Below are 21,246 nucleotides of genomic sequence, written 5' to 3'. Positions count from 1 at the left end.
ATTCACCCCCTAGTTCCAGCGTCTCTTCTGAATGGACTGCATGGTAAGGAACAGGCAGATCGCAATAACAGAAATAAAATAAACGATTCCTGTCACGTCAAACACGCCTTTTGTAAAATTATCATAATGTCCGCTCAGGTTAAATACGTTCAGTACCTTCTGGATACCACCCTGGAAAATACTGGATTTTACAACGTATACGATCACAAGGGCAATCTCTCCCACAGCTCCGATCACTACAGAGATCAGGACATTTTTGATCATAGTATAAATGATGATCGCGATCGCCACGATCAGAAGTCCGAATGCCACTGCAGTTGACATGGAGGTCTGTGAAAAGAATGAGGAAATTCCGTTCATCATATAGAAGGCGAACAGGAATACAAACGTAAGTACGGCTGCAATTACCTGGCTTTCTGTAAGCGCTGACATAAATACACCGATCGCCAGATTCGCGCATCCCAGAAGGAAAAATCCCAGGATTCCGGTGTATGCGGAAGCATAGGAAATCGTTCCGAACTTACTCATGATCAGAGGATAAACGCACATGATCACGACCGGAATGGCAAACACAGCTACCAGTGCAAGATATTTTCCAAATACGATATCCCATACAGATACCGGTGCGGTCAGAAGAAGCTGATCCGTTTTCTGCTTGCGCTCTTCTGCAAGTACGCGCATGGAAAGGATCGGCACACCGATCAGGAACACAAAGGTCAGTGCACTTAAGGTAGTTTCAAATTTTGAATAGCCGCCTGAAAGCTGATATGCGGAAAAATAAATTCCGGTCAGCACCAGGACAAAAAATATGAAGAGATATCCAACCATGGAGGTCAGATAGCTTTTCAGTTCTCTTTTAAAAATCGCTGTCATGACTGATCCCCCTCTTTCTCATCAGAAGCCTTCTCTGGTTCCCCGTTTTTTTCTTCCTGAGTTTTTTCTTCTTCCGATGATCTGTCTTCTACCGGTTTCCACTGTGAGCTTTCCGGTTTTCCGGCGGATTTTTTCTCTCCTTCGGTAAGCTCAAGGAATACATCCTCAAGGGAAACTCTCTTAACCTGCATCTCGTAGATTGGACAGTTCGCTTTTGCCATAGCGTAGAAGACTTTTTCACGGATGTCCACATTTTCCTGAATGGAAAGTTTTGTTTTCCACAATTTTTCATCGCTGTCATAGGACATTTCCACTCCGGTTACGCCTTCGATCGTTTCCAGAGCTTTTCGAATCGTGTCTTTCTCGCCTTTTACCTTCATAAGGAGGCTGTTGGAGCCTGCTGCCAGACGTTCCAGATTATCCGGTGTATCGCTGGCTACCAGCTTTCCATGGGAAATGATCAGAACATAATCACACACTGCTCTTACCTCGGAAAGGATATGGGAGCTTAGGATAACCGTGTGCTTCTGCTTCAGGCCTTTGATCAGGTCACGGATCTCGATGATCTGCTTCGGGTCAAGTCCTACTGTCGGCTCATCCAGGATGATCACTTCAGGATATCCTAGGATTGCCTGTGCAAGACCCACTCTCTGGCGATAACCTTTGGAAAGGTTTTTGATCAGACGGTCTTTCATGTCTGTGATCTTTACCATATCCATGACTTCTTTTATCTGCTTGTCTTTTTGGTTTCTTGGGATTTTTTTCAGATCAGCCGCAAATTTCATGTACTCAAGAACAGTCATGTCAAAATAGAGCGGCGGCATTTCCGGCAGATAGCCGATACATTTCTTGGCTGCCTCCGGTTCCTCCAGAATATCATGACCATCGATCATCACTTTTCCTTCTGTGGAAGCAATGTATCCTGTGATCATGTTCATAGTTGTTGATTTTCCTGCACCGTTGGGGCCCAGGAATCCGTAAATTTTCCCCTTTTCGATCTGAAAGGAAAGATGGTCAACTGCAGTATGATCACCATACTTTTTGACCAGATTACTTACTTCGATCACTTTACTCTCCTCCTTTTATTCTCAGGGAAATACTTTTTTTAATTATCGATTTCCCATTTTATAAGATGCCAGAGGCAAAAGGTCCTGAAACTGAAGCCCTTGACTCTGGCGTCTTTTCAACACCAATAGAAAATGCCCCTGGATGAAACAGAGAATGGGGGAATCCAGGGGCATCTCTATCGGATTATAGTGTAAAAGTAATTTGTGATAAAAGTAGGATAAATTTGTGATAATTTTGTGAAACTCCCGGACAAAAAAATCTCCTGTCGGACAGATTTTGCCTTTGTTCGACAGGAGGTATCTTATGCCAGTGGCTCTCTGAGCGGTGTTCCGGCTTTTCTCGGATATTTGCCCGGGGTGTTCTTTACCTTCTCGATAATGACCAGGGAGCGGCCGATCTCGGAGCCCGGAAGGTCAAAGTACTGAATATCCCTGATCTTTCCACCAAGGATCTTTACTGCTTTCTCTGCTGCTTCTGCTTCTTCCTTTACAGAACCGGATTTATAGGAGACAAAAAGCCCTCCGACTTTTACATACGGGAGACAGTATTCAGACAGGGTTGCAAGTCCGGATACTGCTCTGGATACGCAGAGATCATATTTTTCTCTGTAGGCTTTGTTTTTTGCATATTCTTCAGCTCTTCCGTGAATGGCGGAAATCCCCTCCAGGCCCAGGAGCGCAAAGGTTTCTTCCAGGAATTTTACTCTTTTATTGAGGGAGTCCAGAAGGCAGGCTTCCACCTCCGGGAAGGCAATCTTCAGGGGAACACCCGGGAATCCGGCGCCGGTTCCGATGTCCATAACGGTTTTTATCTTACCCATATCTACAGCCTTGACGCAGCAGAGGCTGTCCAGGAAATGTTTCACGAGAACCTCGTCAAATTCTGTGATACCGGTGAGGTTCATGACTTTGTTTTTTTCTACAAGATATTCGTAGAACCGGATAAACTGGTTTTTCTGCGTGTCACTGAGTGTGATCCCAAGCTCCTCGCAGCCTTTTTCCAGGATTTCTAAATTGTACATGCAGCTTCCTCTCTTATTTTCTGTGTTTTATTGTTATTCGTTGTATTATCCGTGTTTATGTCCGGATCTGCTTTCCAGATATACAAGAAGTACGGAAATGTCAGCCGGGGATACACCGGAGATACGGGACGCCTGACCGATGGACACCGGTCTGTAGGCTTCCAGCTTCTGGCGTGCCTCAATGCGGAGGCTTCCTACATCTTCGTAATCAATGTCTTCCGGAAGCTTTTTCTGCTCCAGTTTCTTAAACTGCTCTACCTGCTTCATCTGGCGGCGGATATAGCCATCATATTTGATGTTGATCTCTACCTGCTCACATACATCTTCCGGAAGCTCCGGTCTTTCTTTATCGATGGGTGCAAGCACCTTATAGTTAAGCTCCGGCCGACGGATCAGCTCTGCAATGGTGGTTCCGGATTTCAGAAGGGTACTGTTCAGAGATTCCAGAAGGCTCTGTACCTCTGCAGAACCACCTACGGTTGCATGTTCCACTCTCTCGATCTCTTCCTGGATCCGGCGCTCTTTTTCCTGTAATTTATGGTATGTCTCATCATCGATCAGGCCGACCTCCCAGCCTTTTTTGCGAAGACGAAGATCTGCGTTGTCCTGGCGGAGGAGCAGACGGTACTCAGCACGGCTTGTCATCATTCGGTACGGCTCATGGTTCTCCTTTGTTACCAGATCATCGATGAGAACGCCAATATATGCCTCTGAGCGGTCCAAAATCAGCTGTTCCCGGCCTTTTACCTCCATAGCTGCATTAATTCCCGCTATGAGGCCCTGAGCGGCTGCTTCCTCATATCCGGAGCTTCCGTTAAACTGTCCGCCACTGAAAAGGCCCTTGATCTTTTTGAATTCCAGTGTGGGATAGAGCTGGCGCGGATTGATGCAGTCATACTCAATAGCGTAAGCATTTTTTACAATCCTGGCGTTCTCCAGACCCGGTACGGAATGGTACATCTCGTACTGAACATCCTCCGGCAGGGAGCTGGACATTCCGCCGATGTACATTTCATTTGTGTAAAGACCTTCCGGTTCGATAAATACCTGATGGCGTTTTTTGTCTGCAAAACGAACGACTTTATCTTCGATAGACGGACAGTAACGTGGTCCGGTTCCTTCGATCATTCCGGAATAAAGGGGGGATCTGTCCAGATTTGCACGAATGATCTCGTGTGTTTTTTCGTTTGTATAGGTCAGCCAGCAGGATTTCTGCTCGATCTGTACAGCTTCCGGGTTTGTGGAAAAAGAGAACGGTACGACTCTTTCATCTCCGAACTGCTCTTCCATCTTAGAATAATCAATGGTGTTTCCGGCGATTCTGGCCGGAGTTCCTGTTTTGAAGCGGAACATTTCGATCCCCAGCTTTTTCAGGGAATCCGTAAGGTAATTGGCTGCCTGAAGGCCGTTCGGTCCTGTATAGTTGCTGACGTCGCCGTAAATGCAGCGGGCCTTGAGGTAGGTTCCTGTACAGAGGACTACAGCTTTTGCGTGGTAGGTGGCCCCTGAGAAGGTTTTTACACCGGTGATGTGCCCGTCTTCTACCAGAAGCTCGGTCACTTCACCCTGGCGGATGGTTAAGTTCTCTGTATTTTCCAGTGTCTTTCTCATTTCTGTGCTGTAGGCCTGTTTATCGGCCTGTGCACGAAGGGAATGGACTGCAGGGCCTTTGGACTGGTTGAGCATTTTGGACTGGATGAAGGTTTTGTCTATGTTTTTACCCATTTCCCCACCGAGAGCATCCAGTTCACGGACGAGATGCCCTTTGGAGCTGCCGCCTACATTGGGGTTGCAGGGCATAAGGGCGATGCTGTCTACGCTGACTGTGAACATGACTGTGTTGAGCCCTAAGCGGGCGCATGCCAGTGATGCTTCGCAGCCTGCGTGGCCGGCGCCTACTACTATGATGTCGAAAAACTGTTCCAGATTTTTCATGCTTTTTCTCCTTTATTTTTTCTCTTATTTTTCTCTTATTCTTTTTCTTTGTTTATTGTGTGGTTGGTTTTTGGTTTTATTTTTACTTTCTTGGCAGAGGGCCTGGTTTTTTTGCTTTGGGAAGCTGTGGAAAACCGCAAAGGGGCCGTAAAGCCACGGCCCCTCTGCACACCCCTCGGGCTTTTTTTTAGGAGTTCTTGGGTTGTGGTGTGTGATACGGTGTTGACTTTTGTCTGTATGCTTCGGTATTGGATGCGGAACGTTGTGCCGAGGGGGTTGCAGTGGAACTGTAATGAGGTTCTCGACGTGCGATGCACGTCTGCGGAATTCTGCAATCCATGTGGCGTACAGCAGGGAGCCGCAATCTATGCGGCATATGCGGCCGAGGTTCCACAACCCATGCGGCATATACGGCCGGGTCTCCGTAATCTATATTATGCAACAATATATCCTACAGAAATATACAAAGTTCCGTTTGATACATTTCGGCTCAGTGTCGAATTGCCAGTACAGAAGCATACAGGCACAAGTTAGTTTCTTTCAGTTTTCCACAATCGCTGCACTATATAAAAAAGGCCCAGGGGTGTGCAGAGGGGCGCGGCCTTGTGCCCCTTTGCGGTTTTCTCACATTCCAATGTGATCTACCCTCTGCGGGGGGCCGCAGCCTATGTGGCATATACGGCCAGATCCCCGCAATCTATGCGGTTATACGGTCGAAGTTCCGCAATCCATGCGGCATATACGGCCGGAGTTCCGCAATCCATGCGGCCATTCGGCCGGGGCCTCCGCAGCCCATGCGGTTATTATTTCCCCATACAAAATTTAGAAAATATCTCATTAACAAGGTCTTCCCCAAGTGATTCTCCCAGAATCCGTCCCAGACTTTCGTATGCATCGGTCAGGTCTATGGAATAAAAATCCTCCGGCATTCCGCTTTCTATGCTATTTTCTACCAGAGAAAGACTTTCCTGTGCTTTTAAAAGCTCCTGCCTGTGGCGTTCATTGGTGATGTAGACTTCATCATTGAAGTCAATCTCCCCACTGAAGAACATTTCCCGGATTTTTTCTTCCAGGTCTGTGATCCCGGTTTCTTCTTTTGCGGAAATTGGGATCACCGGCTGGTTTATTCTGCTCTTTAAATCCTCTATATCTATAGCAGATTCAAGGTCTGTCTTGCTGTAGAGAACAATTGTCTTTTTCTCTTGCAAAATTTTTATGATTTCTTCGTCGTTTTCATCTAACGGTACGGAGGAATCTACGACATAGAGGATCAGGTCTGCGTCTGCTGCCATTTCCTTGGCTTTGGATACGCCGATTTTCTCTACGATGTCTTCTGTCTGGCGGATTCCAGCTGTGTCAGCGATCTTTAATGTGATCCCATGCAGGTTGATATACTCTTCCAGTACGTCTCTGGTGGTTCCTGCGATATCGGTCACGATGGCTCTGTCCTCTCCCAGAAGCAGGTTCAGCAGAGAAGATTTCCCTGCGTTCGGCTTGCCCAGGATCACGGTCCGGATACCTTCCTGTATGATCTTTCCGTCTCCGGCTGTTTTTAACAGGTTCTGTATTTTTTCTTTTTCTTCTGCTACGATCTGCTCTAATTCTTCCGAATATCCTGTCAAATCATAGTGCTCCGGATCGTCTAATGCCGATTCAATGTACGCTATATGGTACAGTAGTTTTTCTCTGATCTGCTGTACAGTTTTTCGGACCGAACCTTTTAATTGTCCTACAGAATTCTTTAATGAGTACTCATTTTTGGACTGTATCACGTCCATAACGGCCTCCGCCTGGGAAAGATCGATCCTTCCATTGAGGAATGCACGCTTGGTAAATTCTCCCGGCTCGGCAATAATGGCTCCGTTTTTCAACACAGTTTCCAGTACCTTTTTCATGGCTAAAACGCCGCCGTGGCAGTCGATTTCTATGGTATCTTCTCCTGTGTATGTCCGTGGTCCGCGCATGGCCATGACCAGCACTTCGTCTACCATTTCTTCGTTATCATAAATATATCCATAATGGATGGTGTGGCTTGGGACGTTTTTCAGAGATTTTTTTCCACCCTTGGAACGGTATACTCCGGATGCGATCTCAAAAGCCTCCGGGCCACTGATCCTGACGATCCCGATTCCCGATGCGCTCATGGCTGTGGAAATCGCAGCAATCGTTGTCTCTTCCATTTTTCACTCTCCTTTGTCAAACGGATAAAAGCATCCGCTATATCACACTGCAGCTGATCGCTGCCATGCCGTTTATCCTAGTCCAGCGGATAAAAGCATCCGGTTAAACGCAAAAATGTTACTCCGGAAAAGCTTTTTACACGCAAAAAACACGTGTTATTCACGCTTTCACCTAGAATAACATCTTCTGTCAGTTTCCATATTTATAATGCTAGAGCGTGTTTGAAAAAGGCTTTCTGCAAGATGTGCGTCACAATTTGTGGGAGATTTTGTCCGGATGAAGGCGCCGTAGCGGGCTACGGCAACTGAATTCGGGCAAAATATACCGCAAAGTGGGGCGTGCAGATTGCGGGAATGATTTTTCAAATACGCTCTAATCTCTGCATTCCGGATGTCCGCTGCAGAAATATCTTTTTGTTATTTGCTCTTCAATGATTATAAAGAATTGTTGCGGAGATTGCAATGATAATTTTTAATTTTCAGTTCCATACAAAAAAGCCGTACCCACGGAGCTTACGCTCCGGGATACGGCTTATAGCTTTACCGATGGATCATCAATTATTGCGTTTCAGTTTTACTACTACATGTCTGTAAGGTTCTTCTCCCTCACTGACTGTCTCTACATAGCGGTTGCCCTGCAGAGATGCATGGATGATCCTTCTTTCGTACGGATTCATCGGTTCCAGAACTACCGGTTTTCTGGTTTTCTTTACCTTGAAGGCGATTCCCCTTGCAAGGTTCTCCAGAGTTTCCTTACGACGGCGTCTGTAGTCCTCGGTATCGAGTTTTACACGAATGTAGGTAGACTCGCCTTTGTTTACCACAAGGCTTGTCAGATACTGAAGAGAATCCAGTGTCTGGCCTCTTTTTCCGATGAGGATACCCATATCCTCACCTTCAAAATCCACATCCAGAGAACCGTCTGCAGTGTTGTATTTCGATGTGATCTCCACTTCTCCAAGATCCATGGAGCCGAATACGTCACGAAGAAATACGACTGCTCTCTCCTCAACCTCTCTGATCTTCTCCGGATCGCTGAGGATCTCTATCGGTCTGCCCTGCTTCGGTGCTCTCTCACGTGTTTCCTTCGGCTGACGCTCCTTTGGAGCTCTTGGCTGTTTCTCACGTGCAGGCTTTGCTTTGCCCTGGAAATCCCTTGCAGGTCTTTCCTTTGGTGCTGCTGCCTTTGCAGGTGCTTCTTCGGATGTCTTCTCCACCTGTACAGCTTCTTTCTTCACCGGCTTCTTCTCCTCTGCAGGAGCTGCTTTCGGTGCAGATTCTTTCTTTACATCCGGAGTAAAAGGCTTTTCTAATTTCTTCTCTTCTTTGATAGCGTCCAGTTTCACGGACTCTACCAGTTCATCGATTTCCTGCATATCAGAAACTGGCTCGATTCTGCGAACTTTGATCACGGCAGGTTTGCTGCCGATTCCGAAGAATCCGGAGCTGCCTTCACTGATAACCTGAATATCAAGCTGGTCACTGGAAGTTCCAAGCTCAAGACACGCTTTTGTGATAGCTTCATTCTTTGTTTTTGCTGAAAACTGAATGTAATCCTCCATTACGAACCCCTCCGTTCCTGATTATTTCTTCTTATTTCTCTCATCAAAGTCTCTTACGAGATTTGCTTTAGCTGTGATGCTGCCCGGTTTTGCACTTCTTGCCTTCTCATAAGCAGTATCAACCTTCTGTGCTCTGTCTGAAGCACCATTGTTTCCGCTGTTGCCCTTATTGATCACAGGTTTATTGATATTCTTGGCGGACTGATGAGCCTGATTGGTGATCTTCTGCGGCGGAAGTCCTTCCTTCGCACGCTTCGCTTCGATCTTCTTCATATTCTCATTAACCAGATCATCAATGTTCATCTTATCAAGATGACGATTGATCGCAAACTGCTGGGCACTTCGAACGACAGCACTGGCGATCCAGTAGATACCAAGACCAACCGGGAATGTGAAACAGAAGAATGCAGACATCAGAGGCATGACCATGTTCATGGTTTTCATGGAGTTTGCCATTGCACTGGCCTGATCATTTCCGTCTGCCGGCTGTGTTGCAGCCTGTGGCATAAGCTTCAGGTTCAGCATCTGAGTTGCCCATGCAAGAACCGGGATCAGAAGTGCTACGATCGCAAGTAACAGAGAACCATGATTTTTGAAGAATTCCATGATATAGTACAGCGGCTGGTCTGCGATATTCAGGCCACAGAAGCCCTGCATCTTGGAAATATTGCCGGATGCTTTTGTGATCGCATCAGAAAATCCTGAAAACTGATCCATCTGTGCCAGCTCTTTCCACTGGGAAGGAGAAAGTGCATACAGAAAATCAACAATAGAGTTACTTGTAGCATTTCCGGCACTGTCCATAACGAGACGCACTCGTGTCATGGAATGGTCTGTGATAAACTGCTGCAGGATATCTGTGTATCCGTTTACAGCTAGCAGGTTCTCAACTACACCAGTAAAAATGTTCTTTACACTTCCAACGTAAGCAGGAATCCGGTAGATAACCTGATACAGAGCAAACAGAATAGGCATCTGAATGGCTAACTGTACACAGCTACCGGTTGGAGAAACACCATATTTCTGATAAACAGCCTGGGTTTCTTCGTTCATTTTCATCATAGAGGCCTGATCCTTTTTACCCTGATATTTCTTCTGGATCTTCTGGATCTCAGGCTGCATGATCGCACTTAACTTGGAGAATTTCTGCTGCTTGATCTGCAGCGGTGTCATAAAGGCAAAGATAAGAATACTGAAGATAATGATACAAAGACCAATGTTCTGGATTCCGAACAGGCCGTCAAGCATCTTATATATGCCATCCATGATCCATCCCATCACAGACGCGATCTGTCCGATAATAGGAGTTCCGGTTTTTGTTGCTAAAAACAGTTCCAAATTCATTTCCTCCTAGACTTCTTATTCAATTGTAAAAGTCCGGTAACTATTCATTCGTCCACTAACTGCGGAGGTACTGAATAGTTACAAATTCCGATAACTGCTCTGCCCGGGAAAAGGCTGAACAGTCACAAAATAATTCATGGCACAGGGTCATAGCCTCCGTGGGAAAAAGGATTGCATCGCAGTATCCTCCATACCGCAAGAAGACTGCCCTTAAATGCGCCATATTTTTCGATTGCTTCCAAACCATATTGAGAACATGTGGGAATATAAGGACATTTCGTTCTCTTCATCGGCGATATATATTTTTGATAGAGCCTTATCATCTTAATCAGAAATTTCTTTATCATGTTCATTCCCTGTTATATGATGCTTTCTTGCAAGATGCAGAAAAGCACTCTCGATCTCGTGAAAGCTCTTGCCCTTGGCTGCGGCTCTCGCTACTACTACAATATCAAGGTTACTGTCAAAATCTGTTTCGTTGAGACGATAGCTTTCTCTGATCAATCTGGTGAGTCTGTGGCGAACCACACTGTTCCCTACTTTTTTGCTTACTGATATTCCCAGACGATTCTTCATGTGCTGATTCTTCAGCACGTACATCACCAGAAGCCGATTTGCGTACGATGTTCCGTTCTGATATACAACTTTAAAATCTTGATTTTTCTTTAAGGACTCTGATCTGATCAAACGAATCCTCCTTAATTAGATTCCGCCTGCGCGGATATTTCTCCGGATAGAAGAAAAGACCACATAAATGCGGTCTTGCAGCTTATGCTGATAACTGTTTTCTTCCTTTTAATCTTCTTGCAGCTAATACTTTACGTCCGCCCTTTGTGCTCATGCGAGCTCTGAAGCCGTGAACTTTAGCTCTGGATCTCTTTTTTGGCTGAAATGTCATCTTCATAGGTAAAGCACCTCCTTTATCTATTTTTAATTGTTATGAAATAACTTATCATTCAGAACATCGTTTCAATTATATAAATAAACCTCCTTTTCGTCAAGTAAAAATTGCAAAAAACCCAATAAAATCAAGGGTTCTGTAAAATACCCCCACCTTACGGTATTTATTTTTTTCTCTTATGTGGAAAGCGCTTATGGTTTACGTAACATTATCCACATTTTGTGGATAACTTGTGGATAACTTGTGGATTGACCAGAAATCTATCCACTTTTTCGGAGGGTTTGTTCACATCGTTTTCAAAAAAACCCTTTATTTGCGGTATTTTTAAGGTGGATTTTTTTATACACATAATTCTTCCACATTTTCCACCAATTCTCGACTTATGGAAACCTCCAGGACTCTTATCCACAATAATCCACCCTAATCCACAGTAATTTCCTCACATTATCCACATTCTTTTCCCCAAAATCTCAAGGATTTTCCATTGCGAAAACCCCATTTTCATTGTAATATATAAAAGGATATCTATCTCCAGTCGCAGACTGGGGTTATTATAATACTCATGGGAGGAAAAAATGGACGCTGTTATTGAAAAATGGGAGGAGATCCTGCAAACTGTCAAATCTGAATATGAGGTGACTGATGTCCCTTTTAATACCTGGCTCAAGCCGCTGAAAGTTTATGAGGTTGACGGAAAGCTGATAACAGTGGTTGTTCCCTCTGAACAGGCAGCGATCGGAGTCAATTACATCAGTAAACGCTACAAAATACCCCTCCAGGTTACTATCTGTGTACTGACAGGCATGGAAGAATGCGAGGTTCGCTTCGTTCTGGAAAAAGATCTCCCCAAAAAAACAGAAAAAAACACTTCTTATGATAAACAGGTTCAGGATACACGTTACGAAGAGGCGCATTTAAATCCAAAATACACCTTCGACACCTTCGTTGTAGGAAGTAATAACAAATTCGCCCAGGCCGCAGCTCTTGCAGTTGCTGAATCACCGGGAGATACCTACAATCCACTGTTTATCTATGGCGGAGCCGGTCTTGGTAAGACGCATCTTATGCATTCCATCGCTCATTTCATTCTGGAACACGACGAAAACAGCCGTGTTTTGTATGTAACCAGTGAGGAATTTACCAACGAGCTGATCGAAACCATCCGAAACGGAAATAACACGGCAATGAGCAAATTCCGTGAAAAATACAGAAATATCGACGTTCTTCTTGTCGATGATATTCAGTTTATTATAGGAAAAGAATCCACACAGGAGGAATTTTTCCATACATTTAACAGTCTTCACAGTGCCAAAAAGCAGATCATCATATCCTCTGATAAACCACCGAAGGATATGGAAATCCTGGAAGAGCGCTTCCGTTCCCGGTTCGAGTGGGGTCTGATCGCAGATATCACGCTGCCTGATTACGAAACCCGAATGGCGATCCTTCATAAAAATGAAGAAATGAACGGCTACAACATCAGTGAAGATGTTATCAAATATATCGCTACCAATATCAAATCCAATATCCGTGAGCTGGAAGGTGCCTTCAACAAGGTCATGGCCGGAGCCAAGCTTGAGAAAAAGGAAGTAACTCTGGAGCTGGCAGAGCAGGCACTGAAGGATATTATTTCTCCGGATGAGAAAAAAGTGATCACACCGGAATACATCATCTCCGTTGTTGCAGAGCATTACGGAGTCACACCTGCGGACTTAAGCGGAAACAAACGAAACTCCAAGATCGTCATGCCCCGCCAGGTTTCCATGTATCTCTGCCGTGAGATCATATCCACACCTTTGAAAAATATCGGAAAAGCGCTCGGAAACCGTGACCATACCACCGTTATGCACGGTATTGAAAAGATCGAAAACGAATTGCAGAACGACGATAACTTAAAAAATACCATTGATATATTGAAAAAGAAGATTAATCCACAAGGTTAGGGAAGTTTTCCACATTACTGGTGTATAACGTGTTGATTGTATGTGGAGAGATGTGTACAACTTTTTTGCCAAAACGCGGCGGTAATTTTATCCCCGGGTTATTCACATGCGAAAATACCACTTTTACACAAAGTTATCCCAACGGAAAACCCCTGAAAACATCAGGCCTGCGGGAGTTTTTCACAAAATCTGGCCCCCTACGGCGGTTACTGCGGATTTTTTCTATAAATATATTTATAAAAACCACAAATTGTTCAGAAAGGGAGTTATACACACTATGAAAATCATCTGCTCCAAATCAAGTCTGTTAAAAAGTGTAAGTATCGCACTCAAAGCAGTTCCATCAAAAACCACAATGCCAATCCTGGAATGTATTCTCATGGATGCAACCACAAACCAGATCAAATTTACCACCAACGATATGGAGCTGGGAATTGAAACCATCGTTGAGGGTACTATTGAAGAAAAAGGTAAAGTTGCTCTTGATGCAAAAATCTTCTATGAAATCATCAGACGACTTCCGGATAATGATGTTACCATTAAGACCGATGATAAATATGCAGCAACCATTACCTGTGAAAAAGCAAAATTCAATATCCCTGGAAAATCAGGAGAAGATTTTGCTTATTTACCGATGATCGAGAAGGATGAACCGCTGACGATCTCTCAGTACACACTGAAAGAAATGATCCGCCAGACTATTTTTTCGATTGCTGTAAATGAAAACAATAAGCTTATGACCGGTGAACTTTTTGAGATCAAAAATAACTGTCTGAAGGTAGTTTCTCTGGACGGACATCGTATCTCTATCCGCAAAATGTCCCTTAAGAAAGATTATTCTGACCGTAAGGTGGTAGTTCCGGGCAAAACTTTAAGCGAGGTCAGCAAGATCCTTTCCGGAGAAGTGGATGATCAGGTCAGCATTTACTTTACAAAAAACCATATTTTATTTGAATTTGATCAGACTATGGTAGTTTCCAGACTGATCGAGGGAGAATATTTCAGAATTGACCAGATGCTATCCAGTGATTATGAGACAAAACTGAAGATCAACAAAAAAGAGTTCCTGGATTGTATCGACCGTGCCACACTTCTGGTACGTGAGGTTGATAAAAAACCGATCATCATCAACATCACGGACGATGATATGGAGCTGCGCATTGATTCTGCAATGGGTTCCATGAATGAAGAGATCGATATTGAAAAAGAGGGTAAGGATATCATGATCGGCTTCAACCCGAAATTCCTGATCGATGCGCTTCGTGTTATTGATGATGAAACCGTGACGATCTATCTTGTAAATCCGAAGGCACCATGCTTTATCCGTGACGATGAGGAGAACTATACTTACCTGATCCTTCCTGTAAACATCAATCAGAATCAGGCCAGATAAGACCTGGGAAATATAAGGAATAAGGGGCAAGAGATGTACGCAGCAGCTTCGGGAATGTGAGTGTACGTGTGAGACGCACATGCTTGAAGCTGTGAACAGAATTGAGCTCGGCAGTCAGGATATGTAAGTGTCCGTAGGGCACGTACAGCCTGACGGCAGATATCAGGATTGATATAAACGGATACACTAAAAATGTGTGACCGTTTTTGACCGATTGTGCATGGGAATGCGATCGTGTTCTGAAAATTGTTTTATGCGTAAACTGCTGGAAGGGGGTATTTAAATTACCGCCTTCCGGTGAAATTTGTATTTTGGGGATTTTAAATACCGCCAGAAGATCAGAAAAGATCGATCTGACGGAGAAAATACCCCGGAGATAAGAGGAGAAAAAATTGGAGATCAGAATTAAAGACGAATTTATCAAGCTTGGTCAGGCGCTGAAGCTGGCCGGTGTTGTGGAGGACGGCGTTGAGGCGAAATATGCCATCAATGATGGTCTGGTACTGGTGAACGGTGAGGTGGAGAACCGCCGTGGCCGCAAGATCCATCCTGGAGATACCATTTCCTACGATGGAAAAGATATTTATGTGATCGGGTGAAGGAATGTACATTGAATCCATCAGACTGAATAATTTCAGGAATTATGAGTCGCTGGAGATGAATTTTGATCAGGGCACCAATATTCTCTACGGCGACAATGCCCAGGGAAAGACCAATATCCTGGAGGCGGTTTATCTGGCAGGTACCAGCAAATCCCACAAGGGAAGCAAGGACCGGGAGATGATCCGCTTTGAGAATGAGGAATCCCATATCCGAATGATGGTGAAGAAGGGCGATCTTTCATACAAAATAGACATGCACCTCCGGAAAAACAAAGCAAAGGGAGTTGCCATCAACGGGCTGCCGATCCGCAAGGCAAGGGAGCTGCTGGGGGTGGTGAATCTGGTGTTTTTTTCTCCGGAGGATCTTAATATTATCAAGAATGGACCGGGAGAGAGAAGACGTTTTCTGGATTCGGAGCTTTGTCAGCTGGATGGTGTTTATATCACGGAGCTGGCCGGCTACAATCACATCGTGAACCAGAGAAACCGTCTTCTCAAAGACTGTTATATGAACCCCGGGCTGAAAAGTACCCTGGATGTCTGGGATATGCAGATGGTCGATTACGGAAAGAAGATCATCGGGAAGCGGGAAGCCTTTGTGGAGGAGCTTAACGAGATCGCAAGGGGGCTTCATAAAGGCCTTACCGGCGGGATCGAGGAGCTGGAGATCCTGTACGAGCCAAGTGTGACGGCGGCAGAGTTTGAGGATAAGCTTGCCCGGAACCGGGAGCGGGATCTTCGGATGAAGCTGACCTCCGTGGGACCGCACAGAGATGATTTCTGCGTAAAGGTCAACGGGATCGACATCCGGAGGTATGGTTCCCAGGGGCAGCAGAGGACTGCGGCCCTTTCCCTGAAGCTTTCGGAGATCTATCTGGTGAAGAAAAAAATCCGGGATACACCGGTGCTTCTGCTGGATGATGTTCTTTCGGAGCTGGATAGCAGCAGGCAGACATATCTGCTGGAAAGTATCCACGATATACAGACTCTGATCACCTGTACAGGACTGGATGATTTTGTCAGCCATCAGTTCAAGATCAACAGGGTTTTTCAGGTGGTAAAGGGGCATGTTTATATGCCTAAAGGGTTTTGACAAGCCCGTATGCATATGGTAAACTGATTCTGATTATGGAAAGTTGGTGAATATTTTGGATAAAGAGGAGTTTCGCGTTAAGCTGGGACAGATCAATAAGCTGGTCGAGACCCAGGATTACAAAGGCGCCATGCAGATTGTGGACAGCATTGACTGGCGTCGTGTGAAAAACGTCCGTACCCTTTGTGTAGTGGGCGAGATCTACGCGGCCAACAAGCGCTATGAAGAGAGCAAGGAAATTTTTCTTCTTGCCTACCACAGAGCGCCGATCGGCAAGAACATACTTTACCGTCTGATCGAGGTTTCTCTGAAAATGGGACAGATCAGTGAAGCCACAGAATTCTTTGATGAATACAGAGAAGTGGCAGGTAATGATAACAGCCAGTATATACTGAAATATAAGATCGCCAGAGCGAAGAATGCATCTCTGAATGAACAGATCCGTATTCTTGAGGAATATAAGGAGAAGGAATTTACGGAGCGCTGGTCCTATGAGCTGGCCAAGCTCTATTACAAGGCAGGAGACAAGCAGAAGTGCCTGGATCTCTGCAATGAGATGATCCTTTGGTTCAATGACGGAACTTATGTGATGAAGGCCCTTGACCTGAAACAGCGGATGGGTGTTCTCACTGGCGAAGAGAAAGAGAAATACGAACAGCGTTTTATCCCGAAGCTGATCCCGCCGGAAAAGGCGCAGGAGATCAGGGAGAGCAAGGAAGCATCCGGCGAGTATGAGGAGGCAAAACCGGTCACAGATACCATCCAGGTAGATGATGAGCGGGATCTGAACAGTGCGGAGACATTCCAGGAGAAGCTTTCCAAGGGATTCCGTGATATCTTTGGCGGACATAAGAAATCTGCGGAAGAGGATATGGAGGAAAAAGAAGCTGCGCAGGATGAAGAGCAGGATGAGGTTTCCACAGGCTCTGAGGATGTGACGGAACAGGCGGAAGCGCCGGAGGCTGAGACTGCTGCGGCAGCAGAACCGTCAGAGGAGTTTACAGATTCTGAGGAGATCGAAGCGGCAGAAGGAAGCGAGGAAGCTTCGGATGAGCCTTCTGAAGAGCAGGATGAGTTTTCCGGACAGGAAGCGGATGAGATCCCGCTGGCATCCGGTGTTGAGAACCTGTCATCCGGAAGTATGAAGCTGCAGGCTCAGGAACAGCAGGATAAAGAGGAAGAAGAGGCTTATCAGGAAGCGGAAGAAGCTGAGGCTGAGAAAGCTACAGAGATGTCTTTGTCCCAGAGTGTTGCAGAGATCATGAAGGAGAAGGCTGCCGGAAATGAGGAAAGTGAGGAGAAGCCTGCAGGGGTTCCGCTCAATGAGGAAGGCAAGCCTGATTTTTCCGCAACGATCCGTATGCCGGAGCTGAAGATCCCGAAGTCCATGATCAATGTGGACCCGGAGAATGCAAGCAGTTCCGCGGAGATCCCGGATGCGTCCGGAATTTTCGGAAATATCGAGGATATTGCGGCATCTGTAGGTGACAGGTCCGGGAAGGATAAAGATAAGGACTTCAACCTGGAGGATACTATTCTGGCAGCAGCTACACAGCAGGGAATCGATATCCCGGAGGAAGAGAAATCTCCGGATGTCCAGCAGTCCGACGTAACGGAAGAGCCGGCAGGTATTGAGGATCTGGATATTGCGGCTGATGAATTTGTTCCGGAGGAGCCGGATGCGGCAGATATCGAGGATATCATGGCGCAGATCTCCGCTCAGCAGGAGGAAGAGGTAACGGAGACTTCCGATACCAGACTTCCGGATATCGTATTTGATGAAGATGAGGAGCCGGTTACTGAGGAGGATCTTCAGGCTGCAGAAGCAGAGTTTCTGAATGGTCCGTCAGGAGTACAGAAGCCGGTGGAAGAAGAGGATGTGCTTCCGGAGATTCCTTCACTGGAATCTGAGGAGCAGGTGCAGAAGGCGGCAGCAGAGCCTTCAGCGAAGCTTCATCATGAGGAACCGGTGGCTTCAGCGGAAGAGGAAAATCTTCTTGATGAGGAAGAAGAATACAGTGATGACGCCTTTGACTTCCAGGATGAGGATGACGAGAATGAGGATGATTTTATCAGCAGTCTCATCGGTGATGATTCTGATGAAGCCATGGAAGAGGACGATGAGGAAGAGGAGCTCAGCGAGGAAGAGCAGCTTGAGAAATTTATCGCTACGATCCATCCGGAAAAGGATCCTACAAAGATCGTTTCCAGAAAGAAAGAGCTCACAGATGAAGAGAAACAGCTTTTCACCTATTTTGTTACAGTTCCCGGAATGAAGGAACAGCTGCTTGATGTACTCTGCGATGTGCAGATGGGCGCAGCAGACAAGACCTCCCAGACCGGAAATGTGATCGTTATGGGCGGCAGAGAAACAGGTAAGACGAGACTGATCTCAAGTCTGATCCCGGCAATCTGTAAAGAGCTGAATATCGAGGCTTCCAAGGTTGCCTATATATTTGCGGATGATCTCAACGGAAAGGATATTCCGGAGATCGTATCCAAGCTTGCCGGCGGTTTCCTTGTTATCGAGGATGCAAACCAGCTTTCCCAGGAAACAGCAGATGAGCTTGAGGAAGCTATGACCGGAAACACTAAGGGAATGATCGTGATCCTGGAGGATGAAAAGATCGGTATGCGTAAGCTGATCGCAAGATATCCGAAGCTTGCGAAGAAGTTTACATCCATGATCAACATTCCTGTATTTACAAACGATGAACTTGTTAATTTCGCTAAGGTCTATACCATGGAGAATGGATTCCGTATCGACCAGATGGGCATGCTTGCTCTGTATAATCTGATCGGGATCAACCAGAAGGAGGATCAGCCGATGTGTATCGGTACTGTGAAGACCATGCTGGATAAGGCTATGGAGAGAGCTCAGAGCGGATTGTTCAAGCGTTCCAAGAAGCGTGTGGACCGTGATGGCTACACGGTACTTTTTGAAAAGGATTTCAGCTGAAAATAAGAAAAAGCAGAGGTAAAAAATATGGCCAGACCTTATCTTGGTAACCCGAAATATACCATTGAAGTCCTTCAAAAGTATCATTTTGTTTTCCAGAAAAGGTTTGGTCAGAATTTTCTGATCGACGAGCATGTTCTGGAAAAGATCATTGAGTCTTCGGGTATCACGAAGGATGATTTTATACTGGAGATCGGTCCGGGTATCGGAACTATGACCCAGTATCTTGCGGAGGCTGCCAGAGAGGTGGCTGCTGTGGAGATCGACAGTTCGCTGATCCCGATCCTTAAGGATACGTTGAAGGACTGGGATAATGTTTCCGTGATCAATAACGATATCCTGAAAACGGATATCAAAAAGATCGCAGATGAGAAAAACGGCGGTAAGCCTGTGAAGGTGGTTGCGAATCTGCCGTATTACATTACGACTCCGATCATCATGGGGCTTTTTGAGAAGAATGTTCCTGTGGATTCGATCACTGTCATGGTGCAGAAGGAGGTTGCAGACCGTATGCAGGTTGGTCCCGGTACCAAGGATTACGGTGCTCTTTCCCTGGCTGTGCAGTATTATGCGAAGCCGGAGATCGTTGCGAATGTACCGCCGAACTGTTTTATGCCGCGGCCGAAGGTTGGAAGTGCGGTGATCAAGCTGACGCGTTATGAGAAGCCGCCGGTGGATGTGAAGGATGAGGGGCTTATGTTCCGTCTGATCCGTGCATCTTTTAACCAGAGGAGAAAGACGCTTGTGAACGGGATCAGAAATTCCGGAGATTTTTCCCTGAGTAAGGAGGAGATCGAGGATGTGTTCAACAGGTGTGGTCTTCCGCTGAACATCAGGGGTGAGGCGCTGACGCTGGAGCAGTTTGCGATGCTTGCCAACTGTATTTATGATGAGAAAAATTAATATATGATAAACGCAAAAAGAGCCCGGGCAGCTGTTCCGGGTTCTTTTTGCGTTTCCGGACGGGAATGTTGGAGAGGTTTCCTGTCCGGATCTATATATTTGTCATAGAAAGGAGGTTATGTCTGAGGTGTCAGACATAAGTAAGTAATGAAAAATTTACATTTTTTATTTTACTGATGAGATGTTAGGAAAGTTTGTTTAAAATATGAAAATATTGTGAATATATTTTTGGTAATAGACATAAAGTCTGAATGGTGTGGGTGGGAATGGGGAAAATTACGGTTTACAGAGGGGTGGGGGTGTGTGGTATACTGAGGGGCGTCGAAAAGGTAATGATGAGGTAATAAAAAGGCAGTAAAAGATAGTTAAAAATAGTAAAAGGCAATTTTTGATAAGGGCTGGTGCCCGTATGGAGGTTGAATATTATGAGAAGATTGAACAAGGTTACAGCTTTGGTTATTGCGGGTGTTATTTCATGTACATCTCCGATGATGGTTATGGCGTCTGATTCTGGTTCTGTTATGAGTCAGGCGGAGGAGATCCTGAAGGATAATGAGGTTGGGTCTCTTGCTTCTGATCCGGATAAGGTTGGGGATATCATTGTTTATGTGAAGGGGCTTTTTGATTCTAACCAGATCACGGATGATGAGATTTCTCAGGGGATCGATGAGGCTGCGGATCATTTTGGGGTGAGTCTTAATGAGGATGATAAGAGTTCGCTGGTTAATATTATCAGTAAGTTCCGTGGGATTGAGATGAGTGATGATCAGATCAAGGGGTATGTGAGTGATGCTTATAGTACTTTGAAGGATATGGGTGTTACGAAGTCTGATGTGAAGAATATTTTTGAGAAGGCGATTGAGTTTATTAAGGGGATGCTTTCACGGCGGTGATGGTTTGTGATGGCTGGTGTTTTTGATGATGTTTTAGATGGAGTTTGAGTTAGAGGGTGAGGGTTGTGGCTCTTTTGTTGGGGTTGTTGTTGGTTTGTTTGGTTGAGATGTACAATATGTACAATGTTTAGGGTTTTGGTTTTGTTTGTGAATGTGGTGTTTTTATAAATTGGGGGAGGGTGTTTTGAAAAAAATTGTGCAAATGCGCTAATTGTTTACGAGATGTTCATTGTTTGTTCATATTTGTCTGGTAGTATAGGGATAGTTCGAAAGAACGTTACGAAAGACGCTGTAATGGTGTGTATCTGTATCATTACACATACAATTTTTTTCATAATAATCGCCCCGGTAAGCCACTACCGGGGCACTCCTCGTTTTTGGGCCTTTTTTGGGCTCTTTTTTTTGTGGGTGGGGATGGAGGGAGGGAGGGACGGACGGACTGCCGGAGGGGCGGCTGCATGGTCGTGCCTGGTGCGGTCGTTTCGCCGGGTCATACTAAGCGTCTGAGTCTTCTGCCGTGCAGGGCGCCCCATAACTCGCCATGTACGCTGATGCGTACCTGGCTCAGACAGATGG

The 21,246-nt window shown here is 45.6% G+C and carries 17 protein-coding genes and 2 pseudogenes; 8 read left to right on the top strand and 11 right to left on the bottom strand.

Annotated features, from left to right (window positions below; translation table 11 throughout):
• Window positions 1-9: 9 nt before the first annotated feature.
• The 6 genes and pseudogenes from LKD46_RS06815 to LKD46_RS16745 all read right to left on the bottom strand — a co-directional run.
• Window positions 10-873 carry an ABC transporter permease gene (locus LKD46_RS06815; protein WP_015526545.1) on the bottom strand — a complete coding sequence of 288 codons (864 nt, stop codon included), beginning with the start codon at window positions 871-873 and terminating at the stop codon, window positions 10-12.
• Window positions 870-1,940 carry an ABC transporter ATP-binding protein gene (locus LKD46_RS06810; protein WP_021651032.1) on the bottom strand — a complete coding sequence of 357 codons (1,071 nt, stop codon included), beginning with the start codon at window positions 1,938-1,940 and terminating at the stop codon, window positions 870-872. The genes LKD46_RS06815 and LKD46_RS06810 overlap by 4 nt, the downstream gene beginning before the upstream one ends.
• A 302-nt stretch (window positions 1,941-2,242) precedes the next feature.
• A complete protein-coding gene (rsmG, locus tag LKD46_RS06805; RefSeq protein ID WP_059086520.1) occupies window positions 2,243-2,962 on the bottom strand; it encodes a 16S rRNA (guanine(527)-N(7))-methyltransferase RsmG in 720 nt (239 codons plus the stop codon).
• Between the two features lie 45 nt (window positions 2,963-3,007).
• Window positions 3,008-4,897: a tRNA uridine-5-carboxymethylaminomethyl(34) synthesis enzyme MnmG gene (gene mnmG / locus LKD46_RS06800; protein WP_110103556.1), complete on the bottom strand. Its 1,890-nt coding sequence runs from the start codon at window positions 4,895-4,897 to the stop codon at window positions 3,008-3,010.
• A gap of 803 nt (window positions 4,898-5,700) precedes the next feature.
• Window positions 5,701-7,077: a tRNA uridine-5-carboxymethylaminomethyl(34) synthesis GTPase MnmE gene (mnmE, locus tag LKD46_RS06795; protein WP_022427294.1), complete on the bottom strand. Its 1,377-nt coding sequence runs from the start codon at window positions 7,075-7,077 to the stop codon at window positions 5,701-5,703.
• A gap of 168 nt (window positions 7,078-7,245) precedes the next feature.
• Window positions 7,246-7,383 (bottom strand): annotated as a pseudogene (locus LKD46_RS16745) (DUF6783 domain-containing protein); the annotation flags it as partial.
• Here LKD46_RS16745 and LKD46_RS16740 point away from each other — a divergent pair.
• Window positions 7,321-7,512, top strand: a pseudogene (locus tag LKD46_RS16740) (DUF6783 domain-containing protein). The pseudogenes LKD46_RS16745 and LKD46_RS16740 overlap by 63 nt on opposite strands.
• Before the next feature lie 119 nt (window positions 7,513-7,631).
• Here LKD46_RS16740 and jag read toward each other — a convergent pair.
• The 5 genes from jag to rpmH form a co-directional block, all read right to left on the bottom strand.
• Window positions 7,632-8,639, bottom strand: a complete 1,008-nt coding sequence (jag, locus tag LKD46_RS06790) for an RNA-binding cell elongation regulator Jag/EloR (protein ID WP_110103555.1) — start codon at window positions 8,637-8,639, stop codon at window positions 7,632-7,634.
• Window positions 8,640-8,660: 21 nt separating this feature from the next.
• Entirely contained in the window at window positions 8,661-9,983 is a 1,323-nt protein-coding gene (gene yidC / locus LKD46_RS06785) for a membrane protein insertase YidC (RefSeq protein ID WP_227573946.1), read from the bottom strand.
• 134 nt (window positions 9,984-10,117) lie between these two features.
• On the bottom strand, window positions 10,118-10,330 hold the full coding sequence (yidD, locus tag LKD46_RS06780; protein WP_092072376.1) for a membrane protein insertion efficiency factor YidD: 213 nt from the start codon (window positions 10,328-10,330) through the stop codon (window positions 10,118-10,120).
• Window positions 10,308-10,670: a ribonuclease P protein component gene (gene rnpA, locus LKD46_RS06775; RefSeq protein ID WP_021650160.1), complete on the bottom strand. Its 363-nt coding sequence runs from the start codon at window positions 10,668-10,670 to the stop codon at window positions 10,308-10,310. Before rnpA ends, yidD begins: the two co-directional genes overlap by 23 nt.
• An 82-nt stretch (window positions 10,671-10,752) precedes the next feature.
• Complete coding sequence (gene rpmH / locus LKD46_RS06770; RefSeq protein ID WP_005423866.1) at window positions 10,753-10,887, bottom strand: 50S ribosomal protein L34; 135 nt, start codon at window positions 10,885-10,887, stop codon at window positions 10,753-10,755.
• 572 nt (window positions 10,888-11,459) lie between these two features.
• On the opposite strand from rpmH, the gene dnaA reads away from it, so the two are divergent.
• From dnaA to LKD46_RS06735, 7 genes are all read left to right on the top strand, one after another.
• Entirely contained in the window at window positions 11,460-12,827 is a 1,368-nt protein-coding gene (gene dnaA, locus LKD46_RS06765; protein WP_015526555.1) for a chromosomal replication initiator protein DnaA, read from the top strand.
• 277 nt (window positions 12,828-13,104) lie between these two features.
• A complete protein-coding gene (gene dnaN / locus LKD46_RS06760; RefSeq protein ID WP_015526556.1) occupies window positions 13,105-14,220 on the top strand; it encodes a DNA polymerase III subunit beta in 1,116 nt (371 codons plus the stop codon).
• 392 nt (window positions 14,221-14,612) lie between these two features.
• Window positions 14,613-14,819, top strand: a complete 207-nt coding sequence (locus LKD46_RS06755; protein ID WP_021650164.1) for an RNA-binding S4 domain-containing protein — start codon at window positions 14,613-14,615, stop codon at window positions 14,817-14,819.
• Between the two features lie 4 nt (window positions 14,820-14,823).
• On the top strand, window positions 14,824-15,915 hold the full coding sequence (gene recF, locus LKD46_RS06750; RefSeq protein WP_059086514.1) for a DNA replication/repair protein RecF: 1,092 nt from the start codon (window positions 14,824-14,826) through the stop codon (window positions 15,913-15,915).
• Window positions 15,916-15,970: 55 nt separating this feature from the next.
• The gene (locus LKD46_RS06745; RefSeq protein ID WP_146207160.1) at window positions 15,971-18,874 is read left to right on the top strand and encodes a hypothetical protein; all 2,904 of its coding nucleotides are present in this window, start codon (window positions 15,971-15,973) and stop codon (window positions 18,872-18,874) included.
• A 27-nt stretch (window positions 18,875-18,901) separates the two neighbouring features.
• Window positions 18,902-19,777: a 16S rRNA (adenine(1518)-N(6)/adenine(1519)-N(6))-dimethyltransferase RsmA gene (rsmA, locus tag LKD46_RS06740; protein WP_110103552.1), complete on the top strand. Its 876-nt coding sequence runs from the start codon at window positions 18,902-18,904 to the stop codon at window positions 19,775-19,777.
• A gap of 425 nt (window positions 19,778-20,202) precedes the next feature.
• Window positions 20,203-20,670, top strand: coding sequence for a DUF1002 domain-containing protein (locus LKD46_RS06735; RefSeq protein WP_015526559.1), 468 nt, complete (start codon window positions 20,203-20,205; stop codon window positions 20,668-20,670).
• Window positions 20,671-21,246 lie beyond the last annotated feature (576 nt).

The sequence above is a fragment of the Blautia fusiformis genome, assembly GCF_020686995.1.
In the GTDB taxonomy this organism is placed as follows: domain Bacteria; phylum Bacillota; class Clostridia; order Lachnospirales; family Lachnospiraceae; genus Blautia_A; species Blautia_A fusiformis.
This window is presented reverse-complemented; position numbering and strand designations above follow the sequence as displayed.